The organism is Methylobacterium sp. E-012, from assembly GCF_057836545.1.
Genome location: NZ_JBYQEY010000001.1, coordinates 4,604,936 through 4,631,278 on the forward strand (window position 1 = coordinate 4,604,936; position 26,343 = coordinate 4,631,278).

Below are 26,343 nucleotides of genomic sequence, written 5' to 3' on the forward strand. Positions count from 1 at the left end.
GTCCGTATCTGCCACGTGCCCTCCCTCCCCCCTCTGCGGGGGAGGGAGAGAAACGGGGCCGGAGCGGCCTGTTCTCGGATCGACCTACAACCGCCGCAGGGCCACGCTCTCGATCCGGTGGCTGGCACCCTTGGTGAGGATCAGGCTCGCCCGCTGGCGCGTGGGTAGAATATTCTCGCGCAGGTTCAGCAGATTGATCGTCGTCCAGAGCCGGTCGGCGATGTCCAGCGCCTCGGCCTCCGGGATTCCGGCGTACTTGCGGAAGTAGGAGCGCGGATCGCGGAACGCGGTCTGGCGCAGCTTCATGAATCGGGTGACGTACCAGCGGTGCAGGTCGTCCTCGTGGCCGTCGAGATAGATCGAGAAATCGAAGAAGTCGGACACGAACGGAATCGCAGTGCCGTCCCGGGGCAGGCGCGCGGGCTGGAGCACGTTCAGCCCCTCGACGATCAGGATGTCGGGGCTCTCCACCACCCGCTCCTCCCCGGGCACCCGGTCGTAGACGAGGTGCGAGTAGAGCGGCGCGGTCACGCGCTTGTGGCCGGCCTTCACGTCGTGGAGGAAGCGCAGCAGGGCGGCGGTGTCGTAGCTCTCGGGAAAACCCTTGCGCTCCATCAGGCCGTTGGCGGCGAGCGCGGCATTGGGCAGCAGGAAGCCGTCGGTGGTGACGAGATCGACCTTCGGCGTGTTCGGCCAGCGCGCCAGGAGGGCGGCCAGGATGCGGGCCGTGGTGGACTTCCCCACCGCCACCGAGCCGGCGAGCCCGATGATGTAGGGGGCCTTGGTCTCGCGCTCGGCCAGCAGGAAGCGCTGCGTCGCCTTGAACAGGCCCTGCGTCGCCGCGACGTAGAGGGCGAGGAGGCGCGACAGCGGCAGGTAGATCGCCTCCACCTCCTCCACCGAGATCGGGTCGTTGATCGATTGCAGCCGCTCGATATCCTCGGCCTTGAGGGTCAGCGGCGTGTCGGCGCGCAGCTGCGCCCATTCCTCCCGGCTGAAGCGGCGATAGGGCGAGAGCCGGTCCGACGCTTCGAGGATCGCCTCGACCGAGCCCGGCAGCGCGGCCGCGTTCACGCGTGGCGCCTCGCGGCCTTCTCGGCGATTCCGCTCTGCGCCGTGCGGCGCTCCAGCTCGGCCATCACCGCCTCGAGTTCGACCCCGCCGGCCCGGAGCAGCACCATCAAGTGGTAGAGGACATCCGCGGCCTCGTTCATCAGGCCGGTCTTGTCGCCCTGCACGGCGGCGATAGCCGCCTCCACCGCCTCCTCGCCGAGTTTCTTGGCCGCCTTGGCGGGCCCTTCGGACAGGAGCTTGGCCGTGTAGGAGGTGGCCGGATCGGTTCCGGCGCGGCTCGCCACGAGGGCAGCGAGGTCGGCGAGCGTGTAGGCGGTCATGAAGCGATCTGCAGGTTGGCTCGGTCCGTTCTATAGGGATTGGGACCGGAATTCGGCAGGAAATTGCGCCACGACCGCGTCGGGGGCAAGCGGTGCGGGTGAATACGGCTGCGCTTTGTCCGGCTCTTGATGTGACGGATCCCCGGGAGCTTTGCGGCACCCAGCCTCGGCGCACGGTTGGGGGCGGTTGCGACTCCCATTAGAATCATCCTTCCCGTCATCCGATGCGGGATCGACAGCGACCGGAAGCTCGGACAGTCGAGCGGTTCGACGCCGGATCATGCAGGACGCGTCGGCGGCGAAGGGGTGACGGTCGAAGGCGCCACCCTTCGAGGTGGTGGGATCGGGTCGCGATCGGAACGGTTCACCGAGCGGATCCTATGTCTACGCTTCATGCCGAAGCCTCGAGAAATCGTCGCTTTCCCCTATCCGCAAGGGGGAGGAGCGCGCGCCCCGTCGTGCCGGGATCGCTGTGCCGAACATTGTGAAAGAGCTGGGTCGAAGGCGTCATCCAGCGTTCATGGGGCGATACGCATGGCGGTCGCGCGTCAGTCGGGAATCTGTATGGCGAACGGAATTCATACACCACGACAAACGAGCAGATTTTGAGCCTTAGATTGAAATGCGGCGCAGTAATTCTCAGCAAATTTCTCCAACACAACTTGGACATAGAATGATTATTCTTTGTATCAAGTAAATTGACGATGTATAAGATTTCACCGCATGTAAACTAAAAATGAACGTTCAAAAAATCTCGGCCCTGACATGGGTCGGCTGAATACAAATCGTCCATCATCGTGCCCGTCATAAATTAAATTTCAATTTTGAGATTTATAATAATGAGACATTATTCCAAAATAGAAATTCGCAAAGGTGTCTTCCGTGACTTGATGTAATTTTGTTCTGGGCCGCTGGCCGCCACGTCTTTGAAACACTGGCCGTGCCGAAAGTTCTGTGTCAGAAGACCGATGCCTGGTTGTCCGGTCTTGAACGACGAGTGAAGGCCAAGTTCGGGGCAGGTCGCATGCCGAGCCGAAGCAGAAGACGTTTCCATGGCCACATCAGATGATCGGGCTTCCAAACCCGTGTTATGCAACTGAAGGATGATCAATCGCTGGGCCGACAGATGTCTCGGCATCGATCATCGCGCAAGGATGCTCCAACGAGCGCGGTCGCAACAGCGATCCCTCGTGGCGTCTCGGTCATTCTGCAGAAGAGAACGCGCGTCGTTATCCTCGGATGTCGACTTTTAAGTCTGGCGCTGAAACGCACAATTCCCGAGTCGAGCGAATGGTCAGTGCTGTCAAATAAAAAGCCCCTCTCGACATAGCGAAATCGATGATTTTAATCAACAGAAAAATATAAGGTTTATAACCGATGACTGGTGTGCATGAAGAATTTTCTTTGTCGACACACGGCGACAGCAAATCGTCACTAAGTGCATTGTTGATAGACTTTGCTTTAAGAAAATCATTTGCCCTACAGCATAAATTGTCCGATCCTGTCCTGCGTATGGAGGGTATGTCTGGGAAAAAATACAGGATCTTTATAAACAATCTGATGTCTTCGCTGCCTGATGCCCGTTATCTTGAAATCGGCACCTGGGCCGGGTCCACGGTTTGCGCGGCGATGTATGGCAACAAGGCGAAAGTTACCTGCGTCGACAACTGGTCGCTGTTCGGGGGACCTCGCGACCTATTCATGCAGAATGTCAACTTGTACAAGAATGACAATATAGATTTTCGATTTATCGAGGCCGACTTCAGGAAAATAGACTATTCAGCTATAGGGAAATTCAATATCTATTTTTTCGATGGACCTCATCGCGCCGAGGATCAGCGCGACGGGCTGCTTCTCGCCATGCCGTCCTTCGATGACGAAATAATCTTCATCGTTGACGATTGGAATTTTGAGCAAGTTCGCGCTGGAACGATCGCCGGTCTCAATCAATCCGGGCTGAATCTTTCTTATATGGTTGAAATACGATCGACACAAGACGGCAATCATCCAGTGCAATCGAAGTTTCAATATAGCGATTGGCACAACGGGTATTTCATATGCGTTCTCAGTAAGCGGTAGACGCTTGTCGGATCTCGCGCCGGATTTCGGATCTGGCGCGCGACGACGGCCCACTACCCGTTCGGCAGGTGCCGGGCCAGCGCCTCCAGCACGGCCATGCGGACAGCCACGCCCATCTCGACCTGCTCGCGGATCAGCGACTGCGCCCCGTCGGCGATCTCGGAGGAGATCTCGACGCCGCGGTTCATCGGTCCCGGATGCATCACCAGGGCGTCGGGCTTGGCCAGCGCCAGCTTCTCGCCGTCGAGGCCGAAATACCGGAAATACTCCTTCACGGAGGGCACGAACGAGCCGTTCATGCGCTCGCGCTGCAGCCGCAGCATCATCACGATGTCGCAGCCGACGAGACCTTTCCGCATATCGGTGAAGGTCTCGACGCCGAAGCGCTCGATCCCGGCCGGCAGCAGCGTCGAGGGGGCGATCAGGCGGACCCGCGCGCCCATCGCCTGGAGCAGGATGATGTTCGAGCGCGCCACCCGCGAGTGCAGGACATCGCCGCAGATCGCCACCTGAAGGCCCTCGATCCGGCCCTTGTTGCGCCGGATGGTCAGCGCGTCGAGGAGCGCCTGGGTCGGGTGCTCGTGCGCCCCGTCGCCGGCATTGACCACCGCGCAATCGACCTTGCGGGCGAGCAGATGCACGGCACCGGCCGATTCGTGGCGGACCACGATGATGTCGGGCCGCATGGCGTTCAGCGTCGCGGCGGTGTCGATCAGGGTCTCGCCCTTCTTCACCGAGGACGAGGCCACCGACATGTTCATCACGTCGGCGCCGAGCCGCTTGCCGGCGAGCTCGAAGGAGGATTGCGTCCGCGTCGAGGGCTCGAAGAACAGGTTGATCTGCGTGCGGCCCCGGAGCGTCGCGCGCTTCTTCTCGACCTGCCGCGAGATGTCCACGGCGGAATCGGCGGCGTCGAGCAGAACCTCGATGTCGGGCCGGGTCAGGCCCTCGATGCCGAGGAGGTGCCGGTGCGGGAAGGGCGCGGTCGGAGGCGTCGTCATGATGAGGCCCGGGTGTAGGTGCGGCGCGCTCCGCGGGCAAGGCTGCGATGGTCAGACATGTCGGTAAAGGCCGAAGCGGGTTCTGCTCCCACGCGGGCTATGACCTGCACAGGTTGGAGGTTTCTGCCGGCTTGTCCGGTCACTCGGAGGGGCGGTCCCGGCATCCCGCGCGCCCACCCTCCCCCCGCTGCGGGGGAGGGAGACGCGCGTGTGTCCGGCCGCCTCCAATGAAGATATGTGAATATCGTAGCCCGCACGGGAGAGAGGGGCCTGTTGCGCCCTGCCGCCAGCGTCGGTGCCGGATTGAGATGTGTGATCGCCCCTGCGGGGTGGGGCGGGCGCGGGTGGGTCGCTGGTTCTCACCCATTCGCGTGTGACGCCGGTCGCTCGGCGAGGCGAACCGCCTGCGGCGTTTTTTCCCGCGGATGGTAACCGGCGCGGCCTGCGCCACGTATTTGCCGGTACAGTCGGGATTCGGAGATGTCCCGGCCCCGCGACGCCAACCGGGATCCCGACACGTGGCCGCCTCCCCTACCCTCGAAGCCCCCGAGACCGTCGACCGCTCGGGGCGGCGCTGGTTCTACCGCCACCCGCTGGTGATCCGGCTGGCGCACTGGATCAACGCCGCGGTGCTGCTCGTGCTGCTGATGAGCGGCCTGCAGATCTTCAACGCCCACCCCGCCCTCTACTGGGGCGCGACCTCGACCTTCGACACGCCGGCGCTCGCCATCACCAGCGAGCAGGGACGCGACGGCACGAATCGCGGCGTGGTGACGGTCGGCTCCCACACCCTCGACACCACCGGCGTGCTCGGCCTGTCGAAGCAGGGCGGCACCGAAGTCGAGCGCGCCTTCCCGTCCTGGGCGACCCTGCCGGCCGACCAAGACCTCGCCACGGGGCGGCGCTGGCACTTCCTGTTCGCGTGGCTCCTGGTGATCAACGGCGCGGTCTATCTCCTCTACGGACTGTTCAGCGGCCAGCTCCGCCGGCGCCTGATCCCGGAGGGCGACCAGATCCGCGACTTCGGCGGTTCCGTGAAGGAGCACCTGCTCCTGCGCTTCCCCGAGGGCACGGAGGCCAAGCGCTACAACGTCATCCAGAAGCTGACCTACCTCGTCCTGGTGCTCGGCCTCCTGCCCGCGATGGTGCTCGCCGGTCTCGCCATGTCGCCGGGGATGGATGCCGCCTGGCCCTGGCTGACCGAGCTGTTCGGCGGCCGGCAATCGGCGCGCAGCATCCACTTCATCGCGGCCGGGCTGATCGTGCTGTTCGTGGTGGTCCACGTGCTGCTCGTGATCGTCTCCGGCCTCGTCAACAACATGCGCGGCATGATCACCGGCTGGTTCAGCCTCGGCCGCGACCGGGAGACCGCCCGATGATCCTCCACCGCCGCAAGCTCCTCACCGCGGGCGCCGGCCTGATGGGCACCGCGCTCCTCGGCGGCTGCGACAGGTTCGCCGGGACCGAGGAGGGGCAGCGCACCCTCAAGGTCGGCGAGGACGCGAACGCGTACGTCCAGCGCCTGCTGATGTCCCCCGCGACCCTGGCCCGGGAATTCCCGGCCGCGATGATCTCGCCCTGGTTCAAGCCGAACGGCACCATCGACCCGCCGGACCGCGGCTACCGCGCCCTGGCGGCGCAGACGTTTTCGGATTTCAAGCTCTCCGTCGACGGGCTCGTCCAGACGCCGCTGTCGCTGAGCCTCGCGGATCTGCGCGCCCTGCCCGCCCGCACCCAGATCACCCGCCACGATTGCGTCGAGGGCTGGAGCTGCATCGGGCAATGGTCCGGCGTGCCGCTCGCCGAGGTGCTGAAGAAGGCCGGGCTGAAGCCGCAGGCGCGCTACGCCGTGTTCCACTGCGCCGACACGCTGGAGGTCGAGGCCGGACCCAAGGGCGGCGGCAAGGGGCGCGGCCAGGGCGCGTCCCTGTGGCGCCCGACCCATCCGGGGGCGGTCCGCGACGCGTACGTCCAGCTCGCCGCCGCCGACGATTGGGGCGGCGCGCCGACCGCCACCGATGCGCCGAAGACTGACGCCCCCACGGATGATTGGGGCCAGGGCAGCCCGGCCCCGGAGCCCGAGGAGACGGGGATTCCGATCCGCTACTACGAGAGCATTGACCTCTACGACGCCTTCAACCCGCAGACGATCCTGGCCTACGACCTCAACGGCAAGCCGCTGCCGGTCTCGAACGGCGCGCCGCTGCGCCTGCGGGTCGAGCGCCAGCTCGGCTACAAGCAGGCCAAGTACGTGATGCGGGTGGAGATGGTGGAGTCGCTTGACGGCATCGGCCAGGGCAGCGGCGGCTACTGGGAGGATCGCGGCTACGAGTGGTACGCGGGGATCTGACCGCTCAGCGCGGCGTCTCCCCGCGCTCGCGCTCGACCGCCGCCATCAGTACGGCGTTGACGCGGGCCTGCCATCCGGGCCCCATGGCGCGGAAATGCGCGACCACCTCCGGAAGAAGGCGGACCATGACCGGTTCGTCCGCCGGTCCAGAGATAAGGTCGGGCGGGCCGCGCCGCACGAAGCGGTCGCCGACATGGAAGTCGGCCCGCGCGAGCATCGCGTCCGTCAGTTCGGGGATCTCGTCGTACTCCTCCGGCGTGATCGCGTGCGCGTCCACCTTGGCGAGGTCGCTTTGCACCGGGACCTCAGCAGATGAGCGGTGCGTAGCGCTTCTGCTCCCTGACATTGGCTTTCCTCATCGAGAAAACGTGGTGGTCCTGCTCTCGCGGTGTCCAGATCACGATCGTCATGCGGCCGGCTAGGAAGCCGACCGTGACGAGTCGGACCTCGCCGTAATCCTGACGGACATCCTCGAACGTGAATGTCCGGCCCGCAAACACCAGTGCCGCATCCTCGAAGTCGAGCCCGCGTTCCACCAGGGTCCGACTGCGCTTGGCCGGATCGTAGGTGATCGCCATCGCGCACCGTTCATATAAGCCGTGCGCGGGGCTTACGACGAGTCCCTCGGGCGAGGCTTGCGCGGATCCGCCATTTGACAACCCGTCCCCCGTAACCCACTTGTCCCCGGCGCGCGGCCCCGGCCCGACGGCGGGCAAACGTCCCACGCGAATTTCGAACAGAATTCGTCCGTCGCGCCAGGCTCCGTCGAGGGGCAGAGGTCTGAATGAAAGTCGTCGTCGTCGAGTCGCCGGCCAAAGCCAAGACGATCAACAAGTATCTCGGCCGCGACTATGAAGTCATCGCCTCCTTCGGGCATATCCGCGACCTGCCGGCCAAGGACGGCTCGGTCGATCCCGAGCAGGATTTCCACATGGTCTGGGAGCTGGCCGACCGGGGCGCCAGCCGCGTCAGCGAGATCGTCAAGGCGGTCAAGGGCGCCGACAAGCTGATCCTGGCGACCGACCCGGACCGCGAGGGCGAGGCGATCTCCTGGCACGTCCTCGAGGCCCTGAACGCCCGCAAGGCGCTCAAGGGCATCCCGGTGGAGCGCGTCACCTTCAACGCCATCACCAAGTCGTCGGTCGAGGCGGCGATGCGCAAGCCCCGGGAGATCGACCAGGCGCTGGTCGACGCCTACCTGGCGCGCCGGGCGCTCGACTATCTCGTCGGCTTCAACCTCTCGCCGGTCCTGTGGCGCAAGCTCCCCGGCGCCCGCTCGGCGGGGCGCGTGCAGTCCGTGGCGCTCCGCCTCGTGGTCGAGCGCGAGATGGAGATCGAGCGGTTCAAGCCGCGCGAGTACTGGACGCTCATCGCCACCCTGACGACCGCGGCGGGCGGGACCTTCGAGGCCCGCCTCGTGGGGGCGGACGGCAAGCGCATCCAGCGCCTCGATGTCGGGACGGGCGAGGAGGCCGCGGCGTTCAAGCGCGACCTCGAACTCGCGACCTTCCAGGTGGCCAGCGTCGAGGCCAAGCCCGCCAAGCGCCACCCCCAGCCGCCCTTCACCACCTCCACTCTCCAGCAGGAAGCATCGCGGAAACTCGGGATGGCGCCGGCCCAGACCATGCGGGTCGCCCAACGCCTCTACGAGGGGGTGGATGTCGGCGGCGAGACGGTCGGCATCATCACCTACATGCGGACCGACGGCGTCGACATGGCGCCGGAGGCGATCCAGGACACCCGCCGGGTCGTCGCCAAGGAGTTCGGCGACCGCTACGTGCCGGACGTGCCGCGCAAGTACAGCGTCAAGGCCAAGAACGCCCAGGAGGCTCACGAGGCCGTGCGGCCGACCGATATGGGCCGCCTGCCCAAGATGGTCGCGCGCCACCTCGAGTCCGAGCAGGCCAAGCTCTACGAGCTGATCTGGACGCGCACCATGGCGAGCCAGATGGAATCGGCCGAGCTGGAGCGCACCACCGTGGACGTCACGGCGAAGGTCGGCCCCCGTCAGATCGACCTGCGCGCCACCGGCCAGGTGGTGAAGTTCGACGGCTTCCTGGCCCTCTATCAGGAGGGCAAGGACGACGAGGAGGACGAGGAGAGCCGCCGCCTGCCGCCCATGAAGGCCGGCGACCCGCTGACCCGCGAGCGCATCGCCTCGACCCAGCATTTCACCGAGCCGCCGCCGCGCTACTCAGAGGCGAGCCTCGTGAAGCGCATGGAGGAACTCGGGATCGGCCGGCCCTCGACCTACGCGGCGGTGCTGCAGACGCTCCGGGACCGCGAGTACGTCAAGATCGAGAAGAAACGGCTCCAGCCGGAGGACAAGGGGCGGCTCGTCACCGGCTTCCTGGAGAGCTTCTTCCGGCGCTACGTCGAGTACGACTTCACCGCCGATCTGGAGGCGCAGCTCGACCGGGTTTCCAACGCCGAAATCGACTGGCGGGCGGTGCTGCGCGACTTCTGGCGCGATTTCTCCGCGGCGATCGGCGAGACCAAGGAGCTGCGCGTCACCGACGTGCTGGAGGCGCTGAACGGCCTCCTCGGCCCGCATATCTTCCCCGACAAGGGCGACGGCTCGAACCCGCGCACCTGCCCGACCTGCGGCGCCGGCCAGCTCTCCCTGAAGCTCGGCAAGTTCGGCGCCTTCATCGGCTGCTCGAACTATCCGGAGTGCAAGTACACCCGCCAGCTCTCGGCCTCGGGTGTCGATGGCGACGGCGACGGTTCGTCCGCCGAGGGTGGCCAGCCGGGCGTCCGGGTGCTGGGCAGCGATCCCGCGACCGGCCTGCCGGTGACGCTCCGCGACGGGCGGTTCGGCCCGTTCGTGCAGCTGGGCGAGGCTTCCACCGAGAAGGACGCGGCCAAGCCGAAGCGCTCGTCGCTGCCCAAGGGGCTTTCGCCGTCCGAGGTCGGCCTCGACAAGGCCCTGGCCCTGCTCGCCCTCCCCCGGGAGGTGGCGCGCCACCCCGAGACCGGTGAGCCGATCCTGGCCAATCTCGGCCGGTTCGGGCCCTACGTGCAGCACGGGAAGACCTACGCCAATCTCGGCAAGGACGACGACGTGCTGGAGATCGGCGGTAACCGCGCCATCGACCTGATCGTCGCCAAGGAGCAGGGCGGCGGCCGTGGCCGCCCGGCTGCCGATCCGGGTCGTCCCCTCGGCCAGGACGCGGCCAGCGGGCGCGACCTCGTGGTCAAGGCCGGCAAGTACGGCCCCTACGTCACGGACGGCGAGGTGAACGCCACGCTTCCGAAGACGATGGCGGCCGAGGCCCTGACCTTGGACGAGGCGATCGCTTTGGTGAATGCCAAGCGTGCCGCGGGGGGTGGCAAGCCGGTCAAGCGCGGATCGGCGCGGAAGACGTCCGCACGGGCGACGGGCGGCGACAAGACGGCGGCGAAGAAAACCGCCGCCAAGAAACCGGCGGCGGCCGCTGGGACGGCGAAGAGTGCAGCCGCGAAGCGCCCGGCGGCCAAGAAGGCGCCCGCGAAGAAGTCGGGGACCGCCTGAGCCGGCGGGTTCGGCTCAGGTCAGACGAGGTAGCTGAGGGTGGCCACCACCGCGGTCGCCAGAGTGGCCAGCGCGAGGGTCGTGGCGGTCACGAAGGCCCGGGCGGGTTGTACCCCGGCCGCCTCGTCCTCGCACCCGAAGGCGGCGCCGGCCGCGTGCTCGAAACGGATCAGGGTGAGGCGGCGGGCCTCGATCGCGGCATTGGTCATCGACTGCGGCTCCCTGACCACGGTCAAGTTCTGTCTCCGCCAATAACGTCGACCATTTCGAACCGTTCCGGTGGCGATCTGCTGAGATTGATCGTGCGCGTCACGGGAAAACCTTAACCCATCATTGTGCAACGTCGCGATGACGGCCGGCGGCTTGTTCGGAAGCGCCGTTGCCCCTCTACCCCTCGCTCGCGGCGCCGCAGCATGCGATGGTGACGCCGCGTCGCCCCGGGGCGGACGGCTTTGATGTTTCTGTTTTGTTCCGCTATCGTGCGGGGATGAAGGCGCATGCTCCACGACCGCATAACAGTCCGCGTGAGATCGAGCCGGCCGATGTGCCGCGCCCGCGGAGGCCGCGCGTGAGCGACCCGGCGCGCGACCTGTTGGGGCCGGGTGGGAAGGCGGCCACCCCCGCCGCCCGGTTGCCCGAGCCGCGACGGCGCCTGGCCGCCTCGGCCTCGGTGCCGGCCATCGCGGCGGCCGAGCCCGAGGCCGGCTACACCGCCTCCGACATCGAGGTGCTGGAGGGGCTGGAGCCGGTCCGGCGCCGGCCCGGCATGTATATCGGTGGCACCGACGAGCGGGCGCTGCACCACCTCTTCGCCGAGGTGATCGACAATTCCATGGATGAGGCGGTGGCTGGCCATGCCAGTTTCATCGAGGTGGAGCTGGAGGAATCCGGGATCCTGGTGGTCACCGACAATGGCCGCGGCATCCCGGTGGACCCGCACCCGAAATTCCCCGGCAAGTCGGCGCTCGAGGTCATCATGACCACGCTGCACGCGGGCGGAAAATTCGACTCGAAGGTCTACGAGACCTCCGGCGGTCTGCACGGCGTTGGCATCTCGGTGGTCAACGCCCTGTCGGATCTCCTGGAGGTCGAGGTCGCCCGCAATCAGACCCTCTACCGCCAGACCTTCTCGCGCGGCCACGCGCAGGGCGCGCTGGAGCTGGTCGGCCGGGTGCAGAACCGCCGCGGCACGCGGGTCCGATTCCATCCCGACGCCCAGATCTTCGGCTCGCTGAAGTTCGATCCGCGCCGCCTGTTCAAAATGGCGCGCTCCAAGGCCTACTTGTTCGGCGGCGTCGAGATCCGCTGGCGCTGCGCCCCCGCCCTGCTCGAAGGGCTGGAGGGCGTGCCGGCCGAGGCCGTGCACCGCTTCCCCGACGGGTTGCGCGACTATCTGGCCCGGGACATCGACGGCAAGGACCTCGTCACCGACGCGATGTTCTCCGGCAAGATCACCAAACCGGGCTCGCACGGCTCCCTGGAATGGGCGGTGGCCTGGATGGTCGCCGAGGACGGGTTCTCGCATTCCTACTGCAACACCATCCCGACGCCCGAGGGCGGCACCCACGAGGCCGGCCTGCGGGTCGCTCTGCTGCGGGCCTTACGCGAGCACGCCGAGCGCGTGAACCAGGCCAAGCGCATGATGGCGGTCACCACCGACGACGTGATGGCGACCTGCGCGTCGATGCTGTCGGTGTTCATCCGCGAGCCCGAGTTCCAGGGCCAGACCAAGGACAAGCTCGCCACCGTCGAGGCGCAGCGCATCGTCGAGACGGCGGTGCGCGACGCCTTCGACCATTGGCTGGCCGCCTCCCCGGCCCAGGCCAACAAGCTCCTCGACTGGGTGATCGACCGGGCCGAGGAGCGTCTGCGCCGCCGCCAGGAGAAGGAGGTCGCCCGCAAGAGCGCGACCCGCAAGCTGCGGCTGCCCGGCAAGCTGGCGGATTGCTCGGCCGCCGGCACCGCGGGTTCCGAGATCTTCATCGTCGAGGGCGATTCCGCCGGCGGCTCGGCCAAGCAGGCCCGCGACCGGGCCACCCAGGCGATCCTGCCGCTGCGCGGCAAGATCCTGAACGTCGCCTCGGCCTCCCGGGACAAGCTCGGCGCCAACCAGCTGATCTCGGACCTGACCCTGGCGCTCGGCTGCGGGACCGGATCGGCCTTCCGCGAGACCGACCTGCGCTACGACAAGGTGATCATCATGACGGACGCCGACGTCGACGGCGCCCACATCGCCTCGCTTCTGATCACCTTCTTCTACCGGCAGATGCCCAAACTCATTGACCGCGGCCACCTGTATCTGGCGATCCCGCCGCTCTACCGGCTCCAGCAGGGCTCGAAGGTGGCCTATGCAAGGGACGATGCCGACCGGGAGCGGATCACCAAGACAGTGTTCAAGGGCGGCAAGGTCGAGATCGGGCGCTTCAAGGGCCTGGGCGAGATGATGCCGGCCCAGCTCAAGGAGACCACCATGGACCCGAAGAAGCGCACGCTCCTGCGCGTCGCGATCCTCGACGAGGCTCGGGAGTCGACGGGCGACACGGTCGAGCGCCTGATGGGCAACAAGCCCGAAGCCCGCTTCGCCTTCATCAGCGAGCGCGCCGCCTTCGCCGAGGGGGCCGATCTCGACATCTGAGGAACGGTCTCGCGCAGCCGCGGCGTTTCAGGATGCCGGGCTGCGCCGCACGCCGATGACACGGAGGCGGCGCGTCGCGGTGGTCCGACTTAAGATCGCGAACTTTCCGAAGCGTGCGTCTTGCGGGCGAGCAGAGCCCGGGCTCAGCGCTAATGCGCGGCGATCGCCTTCGCCGGATCGAAGGGTTGGGCCGCCGAGATGGTGTCCTTGCTCATGTTGAGAACCGCCGAGAAGCGGCTGCCGCCGGGCCGCAGCACCAGGGCGCTGGGCTCCACCGCGATGCGCTTGCTCCCCAGCCCGAGGAAGCCGCCGACATCCATCACCACCGCCTTGAGCGTACCGCCGTCGGCAATCAGGAGGTCGTCAATCTTGCCGACGCTGTCGCCGGCGGCGTTGCGCACCTCGACGCCGATCATCTTGGAGGCCAGGAAGGCGACTGGCTTGAGTCCCTGACGCTTGGCGGCATCCTCGGCGCTGGCGGCCTCCATCAGGCGTCCGGCTCCGGCACCGTCGGTCGCAGTGCCCGGCCCCGTCCCGGGTAGCACCGTACCCCGGCCGATCACGGAGGCGTCCTGAGCGCGGGCCTGCGGCACCGCAAGGCAGAGGGCTGTCAGCGACAGGACAAGGATTCGGCTTCGCATCGACGATCGTTCCGCGCGCCCTATCCGGCTGGGGCGCCGGGGGCTCAATCGCCCGATGCCGGCCCGGTTCCGGCCCGGCATGTCGCACCCGCCCGAGCGGCATCGGGCTCGGAACGCGAAACGGGGCCCGGCCTTTCGGCCGGACCCCGTTCAGGGAGCCGGGATGCCCGTCTCCGACATTCGATCTCAGTACGAGCCGAACTTGTAGTTCACACCGGCGCGAACGACCGCGAACTCGGTCTTGGCCGCGGCACCGTTGAGGTAAGCGGTGCCGTTCGGGGGCAGCAGGTAATTGTAGAAGATGCCCGAGGCGGCGTTCTTCTGACGATCGAGGCTCACGTACAGACCTTCGACCTTCAGCGTCACGGCCGAGGACTTGAAGAAGTTCAGGAACGAATCGGTGGGCAGGGCGTACTCGACGCCGCCGCCGACCGCGTAGCCGGTGCGGAAGCTGTCGCGGAACCGGTTGCCCGCGAAGTTCTGATCGTCCTGGCCCGAGGCATAGGCGAAGCCGCCGGTGCCGTAGATCAGGGTGCGGTCGAAGGCGTAGCCGAGACGGCCGCGGGCGGTGCCGAAGTAGTCGAGGCCGTTGCCGCTGGTGGCGACGTAGGCGCGCGGCCGCGAGAAGGCGACGCCCGGATCGCCGAAGCCGGTGTAGTTCAGCGTGCCGTTGGCGCGGCGGGCGAAGTCGACGTACTGCGCGTCAGCCTCGAAGCCGACCACGATGCCCGAGCCCGGCGTGAACTGATAGTTGTAGCCGATCTGCCCGCCGCCGGTGAAGCCGTCGTTGTTGTTGCGGTTGTTGACGCTGACCACCGCGTTGGTGTCGGCCGAGTTCACCACCGAACCGTAGGGCAGGAAGTAATTGGTGGTCTTGCGGCTGTTGGCATCGAAGCCGTAGCCGGCGTTCACACCGAAGTAGAACCCCGTCCAGGTGAAGACCGGCACCGGCGTGAAAGCCGGCGGCGGCGCTGCGCGGCGCGGCAGATCGGCCGCCGAGGCCGCGGCGGAGACGCCGACCAGCACAGTCGACGCAAGGAGAAGCTTCTTCATGATTCCAAAGGTCCTGGGTTAGCTGGAGCCGACAGCCTTCTAGGCGTTCCCGGTCCCAAGATCTGTCGCTTTCCCGCAACAAGCGTTCTCAGACTAGCCGCAGAGCGTCAACAAAACATGAAGCCTAGTGGCCGACATCCGGTGAGCTGTCATCAAGTTACCGCCAATCGGGAGCTTATATTTATTATAAATCGGTGTGAATAGTCTTTATGGAGATTGTTTATGGCGATAAAATCAGAGGATTCACGCTCGATATTGGTCAAGTGACGGCGATCTCGCGCCGCGCCGCGCGGATGAGGTCCGCCCCGTCTGCTCGTTCACCGTCGCCCGTCGTAAAGCTGTGGTTAACCATGGTGCCCGACGATGCGCGGCCGAAGGCCTGGCGCGCGTTCGGCGGAGCGAGCCGCCCATGCACATCCGCCCCTGACCGGGCTTCGAAAGCCTTCGGCAGGCGGCGGCCCGCCGGTGCGGCCGTCGACCTGGACCGGAGGAATCCGGTTCGCCGGGGAACGCTCTTCGGCTGGTCGCTGCGCGTATCGGCTGTCGTCGGTCTCCTGGCGGTCGCCGGCGCCTCTCAGCTGGCCCGGTGGAACAAGCTGGCCGATCCTCCCGGCCGGATCTTCGCCACGGCGGCCCCGGTCCCGCCCGACCCGGAGACGACCGGCGCCATCCCGGATGGCGCGGGGGCCGCACGGGCCGCGCGGCGCGATCCCCGCCGCCGGCCCGTCTCCGACCGGCTCAGGCCCTGATCGGGCCCTGCTCGCCTGTGCGTCGCGGCGCGTCGCCGCGCATTGCGAGATTGACAAGCCGCGCCAAGCCCCTAACTGACGGTCAGCATGCGCCCCGCGGCCCCGGGAGCGTACCAGCGCTCCGCGCGATCCTTCCCAGCCGTTGCCGCGACGGTGTCCATCGCGCTGGCCGGGCGCGCAACGGTTCCTGAACGCAGATGCCTTTTTCCGACCTGGGACTGAGCGAGAAAGTCCTGAACGCCGTCGCGACGGCGGGCTACACCGAGCCGACGCCGATCCAGGCCGAGGCCATCCCGCACGTTCTCGCCCGCCGCGATGTCCTGGGTATCGCCCAGACCGGGACCGGCAAGACTGCGGCCTTCACGCTGCCGATGCTGACCCTGCTGGAGAACGGTCGCGCCCGCGCCCGGATGCCCCGCACGCTGATCCTGGAACCGACCCGCGAACTGGCCGCCCAGGTGGTCGAGAACTTCGACCGCTACGGCACCAACCACAAGCTCAACGTGGCGCTGATCATCGGCGGGGTCTCGTTCGCCGATCAGGATGCCAAGCTGATGCGCGGCACCGACGTGCTGATCGCCACGCCGGGCCGCCTGCTCGACCATTTCGAGCGCGGCAAGCTGCTGCTGACCGGTGTGGAGCTTCTGGTCATCGACGAGGCGGACCGCATGCTCGACATGGGGTTCATCCCGGATATCGAGCGGATCGTGAAGATGGTGCCGTTCACCCGGCAGACCCTGTTCTTCTCCGCGACCATGCCGCCGGAGATCGAGCGGCTGGCGGACATGTTCCTGCACAATCCCCAGCGGGTCGAGGTGGCCCGGCCCGCCTCCACCGCCACCACGATCACGCAGCGTTTGGTCGCCACCGGCTCCGAGGGCCATGCCAAGCGTGAGCGCCTGCGCGACCTGATCCGCGGCGAGGCCGAGCTCAAGAACGGGATCATCTTCTGCAACCGCAAGCGCGATGTCGCCCTGCTCCAGAAGTCGCTGGTCAGCCACGGCTTCGACGCGGCGGCCCTGCACGGCGACATGGACCAGCGGGCGCGGACCACCGCCCTCGACGCGTTCCGGAACGGCGAGACCGCCCTGCTGGTGGCCAGCGACGTGGCGGCCCGCGGGCTCGACATCCCGGCGGTCAGTCACGTCTTCAACTTCGACGTGCCGCATCACCCCGAAGACTACGTCCACCGGATCGGCCGGACGGGCCGCGCCGGCCGGTCCGGCACCGCCTATACGCTGGCCTCCCCGGAGGATTCCCGCTCCCTCGGCGCCATCGAGGTGCTGATCGGCCAGCCGATCCCGTGGTTCGACGGCGACCTGTCGTCGGTGGCCGATCCCTCCGCCGATACCGGCACCCGCCATCGCGGTCGCTCGGGCGATACCCGCCGCGGGGCGCGCTCGGCCAAGGCCGCCGGAGGCAGCTCCGTCCCCGCCGCAGACCGCCCGAAGGCGCGTGGCGCCCGCGGTGGCGCGTCGCCGCAGCGTGCCGAGACCCGTGGCGGTGCGGCCGCACCCCGGGCCGAGACTCGTGGCGCCGTGTCCGCGCCGCGGGCCGAAACCCGTCCCGTGCCGGAGCCGCGGCGCGAATCCGGCCGCGCGGAGCGGGTGCGCGACGAGCGCGGGCGCCGGAACGAGGCGGACGGCGAGACGCCCATCGGCCTCGGCGCCCATGTTCCGGCCTTCCTGCTTCGTCCAGTCTCGGCGAAGAAAGATAAATAAGGCCCGCGAATACGGCTTTAACTCTCTGTCTACCAGGCAGTCGTAGTCTGGTCTTCGGGCCACTATGCGACGAAGCGTCGGTAGGCCGAGGGCGGCGGGACGGGCATGAGCCATGAGAGCCATTCGGATCGGGATCGCAGCTTCGCGCTGGCGAAGCGGACCCACGACCTGATTCGCGATTACGGCCCCTCGGCGACCCCGCGCGCCTATGCCGTCTGGTACGCCTATGTGTCGGCGGAACTGCCGCTGCTCGGCGACGCGGTGAAGCGCCTCACCACCGAAAAGGGGGCGCTCACCGAGGCCGATATCGATGACCTCCACGAGACCTACCTGAACCGGCACGGCCTGGAGAACGCCACCGGCGACATCAGCCGCGTGGTCCTGGGCGAGATCGCGGCGGTCACCGAGATCCTCGACCTGTCGCTCGGCTCCACGACGCAGTACGGCGAATCCCTGCGCGGACTCGCCCAGGATCTCGCGGACGGCTTGCCCAATGGCGCGGGGCTCGGCGAGATCGTCGCGACGCTGGTCTCCACCACCCGCGAGGTCGCGGTCAACAACCGGGTCCTCGAGGCGCGTCTGCGCGAGACCCGCAGCGAGATCGAGACCCTCCGCGAGAAGCTCGAGGCGACCCGGCTCGAGAGCCTCACCGACACGCTGACCGGCCTCTCGAACCGCAAGCATTTCGAGGAGAGCCTGAAGGCGGCCGTCGAGGCCGCCCGGCTGCGCGCCGGCACGATGAGCCTGATCATCCTCGACATCGACTTCTTCAAGCGCTTCAACGACCTGTACGGCCACCTGACGGGCGATCAGGTGCTGCGGCTCGTGGCGATCGTGATGCGCGAGAATGCCGGCCGGCAGGCGCAGCTCGCCCGGTTTGGCGGCGAGGAGTTCGGGATCATCCTGCCCGAGGCGGACCGCGTCCTGGCCCGGCAGGTGGCCGAGACGGTCCGGGCCAGCGTGATGGGGCGCGAGCTGGTCAAGCGCTCCACGGGCGAGTCGCTGGGCAAGATCACGGTCTCGCTGGGCGTCGCGGTTCTGCGCCAGGGCGACACGCCGGCCGCGCTGCTGGAGCGGGCCGACCTGTGCATGTTCGTCGCCAAGCGCGGCGGCCGCAACCGCGCCGTGGACGACACCGCCGAGGCGTTGTCGCAGGTCGCCTGACGCGCGGCCGCTCCGGCCCGCTCAGACCGGGGCGGGCAGCCGGTCGGCCGAGACCGGGGTGATCGCCACGGACTCGCCGCAGCCGCAGGCCGAGGTCTGGTTCGGGTTGTTGAACACGAACTGGGACGCGAGCTTGCTGGTGGTGAAATCCATCTCGGTGCCGAGCAGGAACAGCACCGCCTTCGGATCGACGAACACCCGGACGCCGCGATCCTCGACCACGTCCTCGCCGGGCTTGACCGCCTCGGCATATTCCATCGTGTAGGACATCCCGGCGCAGCCGCCGTTGCGGACCCCGACCCGGAGTCCGGCGATCGGCCGGTCGGCCTCCGCCATGATCGCCTTGATCCGATCGGCGGCGCGATCGGTCAGCGAGAGAACCTTGAAACCAACGGACATCGTCACCCTCCCGCCCATCCGGGTTCAAGGCCCGGGAGCGCGCATTCTGACAGGGACAAGATAAGCATCCGTCTGCGGTCGGTCCACCGCCGCCGGGTCACACCTGCCGGGCATTCGGCGCGGTCAGGCCGCTTCGCCGGTCAGACGCGCGAAGGTTGCCAGATCGACGTTGCCGCCGCTGATCACCACGCCGACGCGCTTGTCCGGGACATCCACGAGCCCCTGCAGCACCGCCGCCGCCGCGAGGCAGCCGGTCGGCTCGACCACGAGCTTCATGCGGCCGGCGAAGAACCGCATCGTCTCCACGAGCTGCGCGTCGGAGACGGTCACGATCTCGGCGACCCGGGCGCGGATGATCGCGAAGGTCAGGTCGCCCAGCGCCGTCGATTGCGCCCCGTCGGCGATGGTCCGGGGCACCGGGATCGTCACCACCCGGCCCGCGTGGAACGAGCGCTGCCCGTCATTGCCGGCTTCGGGCTCGACGCCGATCACCCGGCAGCCCGGCGACAGTTCCGCCGCGGCCAGCGCGCAGCCCGCGAGCTGGCCGCCGCCGCCGAGGCAGGCCACCAGCACGTCGAGCGGCCCCACCGTCTCGATCAGCTCCTGCGCCAGGGTCCCCTGCCCGGCGATGACGTCCGGATGGTTGAAGGGCGGGATGACGGTCAGGCCCCGCGGCCCCGCGATCTCCCGGCCGAGCGCCTCCCGGTCCTGGCTGTAGCGGTCGTAGAGGACGACCTCGGCGCCGTAGCCGCGGGTGGCCGCGATCTTCGCCGCGGGGGCGTCCGCCGGCATGATGATCGTGGCGGGGATGCCGAGGAGCCGGCTGGCCAGGGCGATGGCCTGGGCGTGGTTGCCCGAGGAGAAGGACAGCACGCCGCGGGCGCGGACCGCCTCCGGCAGGGCGCTGATCGCGTTGTAGGCCCCGCGGAACTTGAAGGCCCCGGCCCGCTGCAGATTCTCGGCCTTGAAGAACAGCTTCGCGCCGGTCATCGCGTCCGCGGTGCGGGAGGTCAGCACCGGCGTGCGGTGTGCCGCCCCGGCGATGCGCTCGGCGGCGCGCGCCACGTCGGCGTAGGTGGGCAGGCCGTCCGCCCCGGCTCGCTCGTCCTGCATCGGATCCCGCCTCGCTCCCGCTCCGTGTGATGGCGAGTCATACGGGCGTTCGTCCGCGTGCGCATCCCGGTCCGATGCAAGGCCGGAAGCGGAGCCATTCGCCGGCTGACCGCTTATCCCGGTGTGATCGACTGGGCAGCACCGCTGGGGGGCGGCTTCGCCATGCGGATGGGATCGAATTTTTTTTGGCGCGCGGGGTCGGGTGACCGGCCGGCCGGGGGCGGCGCGTCGTGAGCGCCTGGATCCGGGAGCGCCCCGCGGGGGACGGCGCCACCGAGGTCACGTTCCGCGGCCGCGGGCTGGCCCTGCGCTCCGGCGCGCGGCTGATCCTCCTGGTGTGTCCGCTCTGCTCGCAGCGGAATGCCAAGCGGGGGGCCGAGCGGGGGATCTGTGAGTGGTGCGCGTATGTGCCGGTGCTTGAGGAGGCGGAGCCGGTGGAGGGGGGGCGGGGGTAACGATCTCAGGTAGGCGTCCGACTTGACAAGCTGGACTGCCGACGGGTGTCAGGATGAGGCATGGCCCAATTCGGTAAGCCGGATAACATCTTCAAATTCGGCTTATCCCTCGGGCTTCGTAACCGGTGATTTTGGGAAATCGGCGCACATTGCAACCTGAGGATTCCAACCCCTATTGCCGAATGGCTAAACTCTGAGATGATGCTCTCGAACGCCGCTTAACCGTAGATAGCCATTGGCGGAAAGCCTGTTTCGTGAGGCTCCTGACCCGCGCTCTATGCTGCCTCAAAAAGGCTGACGGCACTTCAAACGAGTTGCTGTTCCAGAAAGCTAATTATCTCAATCTGCTGTATCACTAGGGTTTACCTTAGTAAGATTAATGATCTGAGAGTTAAACAGGCTATGGCGCCGTCACGTTCAAGTAGCGCGTTTGGTCTAGATCCAGCGATTGTCAAAAATATAGATTGGGATCTGGCGGTTAAGCGTATATTGAACGATTCGAAATCAGATTTCATTTATGCCCTTCACTTCCGCTTCATTTATTCGCGCGCCCGCGATAGTGTTATTGAATACATAAAGAGAGAACTTAAGGCTGGAACATTCAGCATCGGAACTCCCCTAACGATTGATGTCCCTAAGTCGAACAGGGTTCGGATATCACATTCAAAGAGACTCGGGCCGAACTTTACTCGGCCTGGTAGCATACTTCTTCCTCAGGATCGCGTTCTTTATCAAGCTTTAGGCGATCAGGCTTCGTCTGTAGTTGATAGGAATCTAGACAGGGCGCGGTCTTTCAGCCATGTGTTAGATGCCGAAGGCACTGAGTCTATGTTCCTCCCGACGAGGAACTGCTGGAACAGCTTACAACGGGCGCTCGCGACATATGCCGGGAGCAATGAAATATCGTATGTGCTGAAAATAGATGTTGCGAACTATTTTGGATCAATAAATCAGCACACCCTCGTCAACATATTGTCTGATGCCGGCTATGGTTCTGCGCTGACCGGAAGACTAGAAAACGTCTTGATTGGTTTTACCGGCGATAGAAGTTCTCGTGGAATATTGCAGGGGCTGTATACATCAGACTTGCTTGGAAATTTTTACATGATGCCAATCGACCGATTTTTGGCCGAATGCGGCGTTCCTTCTGCTAGGTACGTGGACGATGTATATGTGTTCGTCCGAAGCTATAAAGAGGCGCATGAAGTATTTCAATATCTAATATCCGAACTTAGAAGCTATGATCTAATACTTAATGAATCAAAGACGTACATCCTACCCAAAAATCTCCTGGTCACCGAAGAGCCCGATTTAGAGAAACTGTTTGACGAGGCTATCAGAGAAATCTCAGCTCAGATTGAGGATGAAGAGTTCTCTGATGATTATGGCTTTCAGATGGATTGGGAGGACGATGACAAGTTCGGGGATGAAGAGGATGAAGATGACGATGAAGTTCCTGCGGATATAGAACTACGTGTTACAGAGATACTATTTGACTCTACATCTTCTTATCCGGGGCACGAAGAAAGCATTGAAAGATTCTGTATTCCTATCTTTCAAAGAGTTAAATCCGATTACGCCATCAATCATGTCATGATATTTTTTGACGACAAGCCATCCATGACACAGATATATGCGTCCTATCTCGCTAACTTTATTGAAAGACGGGATGTTATCAATTTCCTTTCAAAAGAGCTCGATGACGACAGCTACAGTGATTGGCAATGCATATGGATTCTCGCGGCGCTTTTACAAAGTTTTGACGTGGAGCCTGATGCAATACGGGTTGCTTATACCATTCTGGTGGACGCAAATCGCCATGAAGGCCTTAGAGCCGTAGCTGCTATTTTTGTAGGAAAGTTCGGAGACTTCGCTCGCCGCCGAAGTCTAATAAATGTCTACCCTACCGTGAGCGAGTACATCAAATCCGCGATATATTTTTCTACAATGTATTGGGGCGCGGTTGGAAAGAGGAATGCGCGAGCTTCTTGGGGTGCACAAGGATTATTGAACCGATTTATCACAGACGGCTTTGACCGACGTTGAGAATTTTTTGAGTTTGGTGGGCACGTGGATCGCATCATCGACGTATGGTGTATGAGAAAGCATGGCAACGGCTAGGAAGAAACAGAAGCTCTACGTCAGACAGCCACGATACCCGATTAGTTCGTGGTGATCCTTCGAAGTATCCAGTCACGATCCCCTATGGACTCATTGCACAGTCTTGGATTACTGGTTGATGCTGGCGGCTACAGTCCGTCCCGGGGTCACCCCATCGTCGCGTGAACGTCGAATTAGGCTTTGGCTTTGGTCCAGGCTGTCACAGTTTCTGTCACAATCCGCACAAAAAATGCCCCGGAATCATCCCCAAACGAGGGTTCCGGGGCATCGATTTGACAGCCGACATACGGCCGGCCTAGTGTCCTAAGGCTCTGTTAAATCAGGAGTTTTCGGACTACGTATGGATCACCTTCCCATACGCATCCAGCACGCTCTCGTGCATCATCTCGCTGAGCGTCGGGTGCGGGAACACCGTGTGCATCAGCTCCTCCTCGGTGCTCTCCAGGTTCATCGCCACCACGTAGCCCTGGATCAGCTCGGTCACCTCGGCGCCGACCATGTGGGCGCCGAGCAGCTGGCCGGTCTTGGCGTCGAACACGGTCTTGATCAGCCCGTCCGGCTCGCCGAGCGCGATCGCCTTGCCGTTGCCCGCGAAGGGGAAGCGGCCGACCTTCACGGCAAAGCCCTGCTCCTTGGCCTTGGCCTCGGTCAGCCCGACGCTGGCGATCTGCGGCTGGCAATAGGTGCAGCCCGGGATCTTGGCCTTGTCCATCGGGTGGGTGTGCAGGCCCTGGATGGTCTCGATGCAGAGGACGCCCTCGTGCTCGGCCTTGTGGGCGAGCATCGGCGGGCCGGCGACGTCGCCGATCGCGTAGAGGCCGGGCACGTTGGTGCGTCCGAGCCCGTCCGTCACCACGATTCCGCGGTCGATCTTAACCCCGAGCTTTTCCAGGCCGATCTTCTCGATGTTGCCGACGACGCCCACCGCCGAGATCAACTTCTCGGCGGTAATCTGCTGAGTCTTGCCGTCGCCGCCCTCGATCGTCGCCGTGACCGAATCCGCGCCCTTCTCGACCTTCGTGACCTTGGCGCCGGTGAGGATCTTGATGCCCTGCTTCTCGAAGCGCTTGCGGGCGAGGCCTGCGATCTCGGCATCCTCCACCGGCAGGATCTGCGGCAGCAGCTCGACCACGGTCACCTCGGCGCCCATGGTGCGGTAGAACGAGGCGAACTCGATCCCGATCGCCCCCGAGCCCATCACCAGCAGGCTCTTGGGCATCGTCTCGGGGACCATGGCCTCGTAGTAGGTCCAGATCAGTTTCTTGTCGGGCTCGATCCCGGGGATGGCGCGGGGGCGGGCGCCGGTCGCCACGATGATGTGCTTGGCGCCGTAGGTGCCGGCGCCCTTCGCGCCCTTCGGCGGCTCGGCGCGCTTGCTCTCCGTCACGGTGACCTGGCCGGGCTGGTTGCCCTTCGCGACGCTGTCGATTGCGGCCTCGCCCCAGATCACGTCGACCTTGTTCTTCTTGAGCAGCATGCCGACGCCGCCGTTGAGCCGGCCCGAGACCCCGCGGGAGCGCTTCACGATCGCGGCGGTGTCGAACCCGACCTTCTCCACGGTCAGGCCGTAATCGCCGGCGTGCTGGAAGTAATGGTAGATCTCGGCCGAGCGGAGCAGCGCCTTGGTGGGGATGCAGCCCCAGTTCAGGCAGATGCCGCCGAGATGCTCGCGGTCGACCACGGCGGTCTTGAAGCCGAGCTGCGCCGCGCGGATCGCCGTGACGTAGCCGCCGGGGCCGGCGCCGATGATGAGGACGTCGTAGGTGTCGGACATTTACCTCTCCGCGAACTCCCCTCCCCCTTGCGGGGAGGGGGCAGGGGGTGGGGGTGGTCCCGCTTGGCCGGTCGAAACCGGACGGGGCGCATCGGGTGCGGCCAGGGCCGCGTGAATCGTGTCGAGGACGGTGTCGATCTCCCGCAGGACCATGCGGTTCGAAAAGCGCAGGATGCGGAAGCCTTCGGACTGGAGATAGGTATTCCGGCGGCCATCGTAGGCTGTGCCGGCCTCGAAGCCGTGCTGCTCGCCGTCGACCTCAACGATGAGGCGGGCCAACAAGCAGCAGAAATCCGCCACATAAGGACCGAGGGCGACCTGTCTGCGGAAGTGCGAGCCGTCCACCGGAAGGCGGTGGCGCAGGTGCCACCAGAGGCGCTTCTCCGCCTCCGTCAGTGTCCGACGAAGCGTCTTGGCGTTCGTTTGTGCGCGCGCTGTGATGAACGTCTTCGGAGGCTCGTTCCACGGCATGGCAGGATGTTCCAAACCCACGAGTGTGCTGCCGGTTGGACAAGGCTTGCAGCCGATGCAAACGGCGCCGTGAGCCTCATCTTGAACCAACCCCACCCCCTTATGCTTCTCCCAAGCGACGACTGTCTTCACGCATCCCTAGCCGAGGGGCGCTCTCCTCCCCCCTGCGGGGAGGAGCCGGAGGTGGGGGTGGTGCAGAAGGCACCGCACCGCCTCATCCTGCGCCACCCCCACCCCTGCCCCTCCCCGCAAGGGGGAGGGAAAACGCTCCTCCCCACAGGGGAGAGGAGCGTGCCCTCACCTCACACCAGCATGCCCATCGGGTTCTCGATCAGCCCCTTGAAGGCCGAGACCAGCTCCGCGCCCAGCGCCCCGTCGAGCACCCGGTGGTCGCAGGACAGGGTGGCGGTCATCACCTGGACCACCGCCGGCGCCCCGTCCTTCACGACGACGCGCTTCTCGCCGGCACCCACCGCCAGGATGCTCGATTGCGGCGGGTTGATCACCGCGGTGAAGTGCTTGATCCCGAACATGCCGAGGTTCGACACCGAGGTGACGCCGCCCTGGTATTCCTCGGGCTTCAGCTTCTTGGCGCGGGCGCGGGCGGCGAAGTCCTTCATCTCGTTGGAGATGGTCGACAGCGTCTTCTCGTTCGCCCGCCGGATCACCGGGGTGAACAGCCCGCCGTCGATCGCCACCGCGACGCCGACCTCGGCCTGCTTGAAGCGCAGGATCCGGTCCTCGGCCCAGACCGCGTTGGCGGCGGGCACGCGGGTGAGCGCCAGGCCCATCGCCTTGATGACGAAGTCGTTCACCGAGAGCTTGAAGGCCGGCTTGCCGTCCTTGTCCTTGCCCGCGGAGCCGTTCAGCGTCTCGCGCAGCTTCATCAGCGCGTCGAGTTCGCAATCCACCGTCAGGTAGAAGTGCGGCGCCACCTGCATCGCCTCGGTCAGACGCTTGGCGATGGTCTTGCGCATGCCGTCGAGGGGGACTTCCTCGTAGGAATCCTTGGCGAAGAAGCCCCGGACCTGATCGACCGTGAGACCGGCCGGCGCGCCGCCCGCGGGGGCGGGTTTCGGGGCGGGCGCGGCCGCCTTCGGCGCCTCGGCGGCGGCCTGGGGCGCGGGCGCCTTGGTCGCGCCGGAGGCCTTGGCGGCCTGCACGTCGCGGGCGATGATGCGGCCGTGCGGGCCGCTGCCCTGGACGGCGCCGAGTTCGACGCCCTCCTGCTTGGCGATCCGGCGCGCGAGTGGCGAGGCGAAGACCCGGCCGCCGGCGCTCTGCTCCGAAGTGCCGCCGGGCTGCGCGCCCTCCGGCGCTTCGTTCACCCGCTCGTAGGACATGTGACCGCCGCCGGGCGTGGTGTTCTGGTCGGCCGGTGACGGCTTGGCCTTGGATTCGGCCGGCGCCGCCCCGTTGGGGGCCGCCTTCGGCGCACCGCCGGCGGCTGCCGCCGACACGTCCTCGCCCTCGCCCGCGATGATGGCGATCAGGTCGTTGACCGGCACGTCCGCGGTACCCTCGGGCACGAGGATCTTGGCGAGCACGCCCTCGTCGATCGCCTCGACCTCCATGGTGGCCTTGTCGGTCTCGATCTCGGCGAGCACGTCGCCGGACTTGATCGGATCGCCCTCCTTCTTCAGCCACTTGGCGAGGTTGCCCTTCTCCATGGTCGGCGAGAGGGCGGGCATCAGCACGTTGATCGGCAT

Annotated in this window: 23 protein-coding genes; 10 read left to right on the top strand and 13 right to left on the bottom strand. The window is 65.9% G+C overall.

The annotated features are described in order from the left end of the window. Positions 1–84: 84 nt before the first annotated feature. Both coaA and AC3IF1_RS22105 read right to left on the bottom strand, forming a co-directional pair. Positions 85–1,074 carry a type I pantothenate kinase gene (coaA, locus tag AC3IF1_RS22100; RefSeq protein ID WP_243968097.1) on the bottom strand — a complete coding sequence of 330 codons (990 nt, stop codon included), beginning with the start codon at positions 1,072–1,074 and terminating at the stop codon, positions 85–87. Then, on the bottom strand, positions 1,071–1,394 hold the full coding sequence (locus tag AC3IF1_RS22105; protein ID WP_489219361.1) for a phosphoribosyl-ATP diphosphatase: 324 nt from the start codon (positions 1,392–1,394) through the stop codon (positions 1,071–1,073). The genes coaA and AC3IF1_RS22105 overlap by 4 nt, the downstream gene beginning before the upstream one ends. 1,377 nt (positions 1,395–2,771) lie before the next feature. Between AC3IF1_RS22105 and AC3IF1_RS22110 the strand changes: the two genes are divergently transcribed. After that, on the top strand, positions 2,772–3,473 hold the full coding sequence (locus AC3IF1_RS22110) for a class I SAM-dependent methyltransferase (protein ID WP_489219362.1): 702 nt from the start codon (positions 2,772–2,774) through the stop codon (positions 3,471–3,473). Positions 3,474–3,526: 53 nt separating this feature from the next. Here AC3IF1_RS22110 and AC3IF1_RS22115 read toward each other — a convergent pair whose 3' ends face one another. Continuing rightward, positions 3,527–4,474: an aspartate carbamoyltransferase catalytic subunit gene (locus tag AC3IF1_RS22115; RefSeq protein WP_489219363.1), complete on the bottom strand. Its 948-nt coding sequence runs from the start codon at positions 4,472–4,474 to the stop codon at positions 3,527–3,529. 518 nt (positions 4,475–4,992) lie between these two features. On the opposite strand from AC3IF1_RS22115, the gene AC3IF1_RS22120 reads away from it, so the two are divergent. After that, on the top strand, positions 4,993–5,853 hold the full coding sequence (locus AC3IF1_RS22120; RefSeq protein WP_489219364.1) for a cytochrome b/b6 domain-containing protein: 861 nt from the start codon (positions 4,993–4,995) through the stop codon (positions 5,851–5,853). Beyond that, positions 5,850–6,824 (top strand): molybdopterin-dependent oxidoreductase, encoded by a 975-nt coding sequence (locus AC3IF1_RS22125; protein WP_489219365.1) that lies wholly within the window; start codon positions 5,850–5,852, stop codon positions 6,822–6,824. Before AC3IF1_RS22120 ends, AC3IF1_RS22125 begins: the two co-directional genes overlap by 4 nt. 4 nt (positions 6,825–6,828) lie before the next feature. Here the strand turns inward: AC3IF1_RS22125 and AC3IF1_RS22130 are convergent, their stop codons facing one another. Continuing rightward, positions 6,829–7,122: a BrnA antitoxin family protein gene (locus AC3IF1_RS22130; protein WP_489219366.1), complete on the bottom strand. Its 294-nt coding sequence runs from the start codon at positions 7,120–7,122 to the stop codon at positions 6,829–6,831. Positions 7,123–7,129: 7 nt separating this feature from the next. After that, complete coding sequence (locus tag AC3IF1_RS22135) at positions 7,130–7,402, bottom strand: BrnT family toxin (RefSeq protein WP_489219367.1); 273 nt, start codon at positions 7,400–7,402, stop codon at positions 7,130–7,132. Between the two features lie 206 nt (positions 7,403–7,608). On the opposite strand from AC3IF1_RS22135, the gene topA reads away from it, so the two are divergent. Next, positions 7,609–10,338, top strand: a complete 2,730-nt coding sequence (gene topA, locus AC3IF1_RS22140) for a type I DNA topoisomerase (protein WP_489219368.1) — start codon at positions 7,609–7,611, stop codon at positions 10,336–10,338. 20 nt (positions 10,339–10,358) lie between these two features. On the opposite strand, the gene AC3IF1_RS22145 is transcribed toward topA, so the two are convergent. Beyond that, a complete protein-coding gene (locus AC3IF1_RS22145) occupies positions 10,359–10,568 on the bottom strand; it encodes a hypothetical protein (protein ID WP_489220439.1) in 210 nt (69 codons plus the stop codon). Between the two features lie 338 nt (positions 10,569–10,906). Between AC3IF1_RS22145 and parE the strand changes: the two genes are divergently transcribed. Then, on the top strand, positions 10,907–12,973 hold the full coding sequence (parE, locus tag AC3IF1_RS22150; RefSeq protein ID WP_243968086.1) for a DNA topoisomerase IV subunit B: 2,067 nt from the start codon (positions 10,907–10,909) through the stop codon (positions 12,971–12,973). Positions 12,974–13,122: 149 nt separating this feature from the next. Here the strand turns inward: parE and AC3IF1_RS22155 are convergent, their stop codons facing one another. Both AC3IF1_RS22155 and AC3IF1_RS22160 read right to left on the bottom strand, forming a co-directional pair. Beyond that, positions 13,123–13,614, bottom strand: a complete 492-nt coding sequence (locus AC3IF1_RS22155; protein ID WP_243968085.1) for a PRC-barrel domain-containing protein — start codon at positions 13,612–13,614, stop codon at positions 13,123–13,125. A 186-nt stretch (positions 13,615–13,800) separates the two neighbouring features. After that, the gene (locus AC3IF1_RS22160; RefSeq protein WP_489219369.1) at positions 13,801–14,667 is read right to left on the bottom strand and encodes an outer membrane protein; all 867 of its coding nucleotides are present in this window, start codon (positions 14,665–14,667) and stop codon (positions 13,801–13,803) included. Between the two features lie 209 nt (positions 14,668–14,876). On the opposite strand from AC3IF1_RS22160, the gene AC3IF1_RS22165 reads away from it, so the two are divergent. The 3 genes from AC3IF1_RS22165 to AC3IF1_RS22175 all read left to right on the top strand — a co-directional run bounded on the left by AC3IF1_RS22165 (position 14,877) and on the right by AC3IF1_RS22175 (position 18,301). After that, the gene (locus AC3IF1_RS22165; RefSeq protein WP_489219371.1) at positions 14,877–15,416 is read left to right on the top strand and encodes a hypothetical protein; all 540 of its coding nucleotides are present in this window, start codon (positions 14,877–14,879) and stop codon (positions 15,414–15,416) included. Between the two features lie 197 nt (positions 15,417–15,613). Continuing rightward, positions 15,614–17,137: a DEAD/DEAH box helicase gene (locus AC3IF1_RS22170; RefSeq protein ID WP_489219372.1), complete on the top strand. Its 1,524-nt coding sequence runs from the start codon at positions 15,614–15,616 to the stop codon at positions 17,135–17,137. A gap of 105 nt (positions 17,138–17,242) precedes the next feature. Next, complete coding sequence (locus AC3IF1_RS22175) at positions 17,243–18,301, top strand: GGDEF domain-containing protein (protein ID WP_489219373.1); 1,059 nt, start codon at positions 17,243–17,245, stop codon at positions 18,299–18,301. Between the two features lie 21 nt (positions 18,302–18,322). On the opposite strand, the gene AC3IF1_RS22180 is transcribed toward AC3IF1_RS22175, so the two are convergent. Together AC3IF1_RS22180 and AC3IF1_RS22185 are read right to left on the bottom strand one after the other, a co-directional pair. After that, complete coding sequence (locus AC3IF1_RS22180; RefSeq protein WP_243968079.1) at positions 18,323–18,700, bottom strand: HesB/IscA family protein; 378 nt, start codon at positions 18,698–18,700, stop codon at positions 18,323–18,325. A 123-nt stretch (positions 18,701–18,823) separates the two neighbouring features. Continuing rightward, a complete protein-coding gene (locus tag AC3IF1_RS22185) occupies positions 18,824–19,813 on the bottom strand; it encodes a threo-3-hydroxy-L-aspartate ammonia-lyase (RefSeq protein ID WP_489219374.1) in 990 nt (329 codons plus the stop codon). A 230-nt stretch (positions 19,814–20,043) separates the two neighbouring features. On the opposite strand from AC3IF1_RS22185, the gene AC3IF1_RS22190 reads away from it, so the two are divergent. Together AC3IF1_RS22190 and AC3IF1_RS22195 are read left to right on the top strand one after the other, a co-directional pair. Then, a complete protein-coding gene (locus AC3IF1_RS22190; RefSeq protein ID WP_489219375.1) occupies positions 20,044–20,268 on the top strand; it encodes a hypothetical protein in 225 nt (74 codons plus the stop codon). 402 nt (positions 20,269–20,670) lie between these two features. Beyond that, entirely contained in the window at positions 20,671–22,314 is a 1,644-nt protein-coding gene (locus AC3IF1_RS22195; protein ID WP_489219376.1) for an RNA-directed DNA polymerase, read from the top strand. Positions 22,315–22,723: 409 nt separating this feature from the next. On the opposite strand, the gene lpdA is transcribed toward AC3IF1_RS22195, so the two are convergent. The 3 genes from lpdA to AC3IF1_RS22210 form a co-directional block, all read right to left on the bottom strand. Next, entirely contained in the window at positions 22,724–24,163 is a 1,440-nt protein-coding gene (gene lpdA / locus AC3IF1_RS22200) for a dihydrolipoyl dehydrogenase (RefSeq protein ID WP_489219377.1), read from the bottom strand. After that, positions 24,164–24,634 carry an endonuclease domain-containing protein gene (locus AC3IF1_RS22205; protein ID WP_489219378.1) on the bottom strand — a complete coding sequence of 157 codons (471 nt, stop codon included), beginning with the start codon at positions 24,632–24,634 and terminating at the stop codon, positions 24,164–24,166. 302 nt (positions 24,635–24,936) lie between these two features. Then, positions 24,937–26,343 (bottom strand): pyruvate dehydrogenase complex dihydrolipoamide acetyltransferase, encoded by a 1,407-nt coding sequence (locus AC3IF1_RS22210; RefSeq protein WP_489219379.1) that lies wholly within the window; start codon positions 26,341–26,343, stop codon positions 24,937–24,939.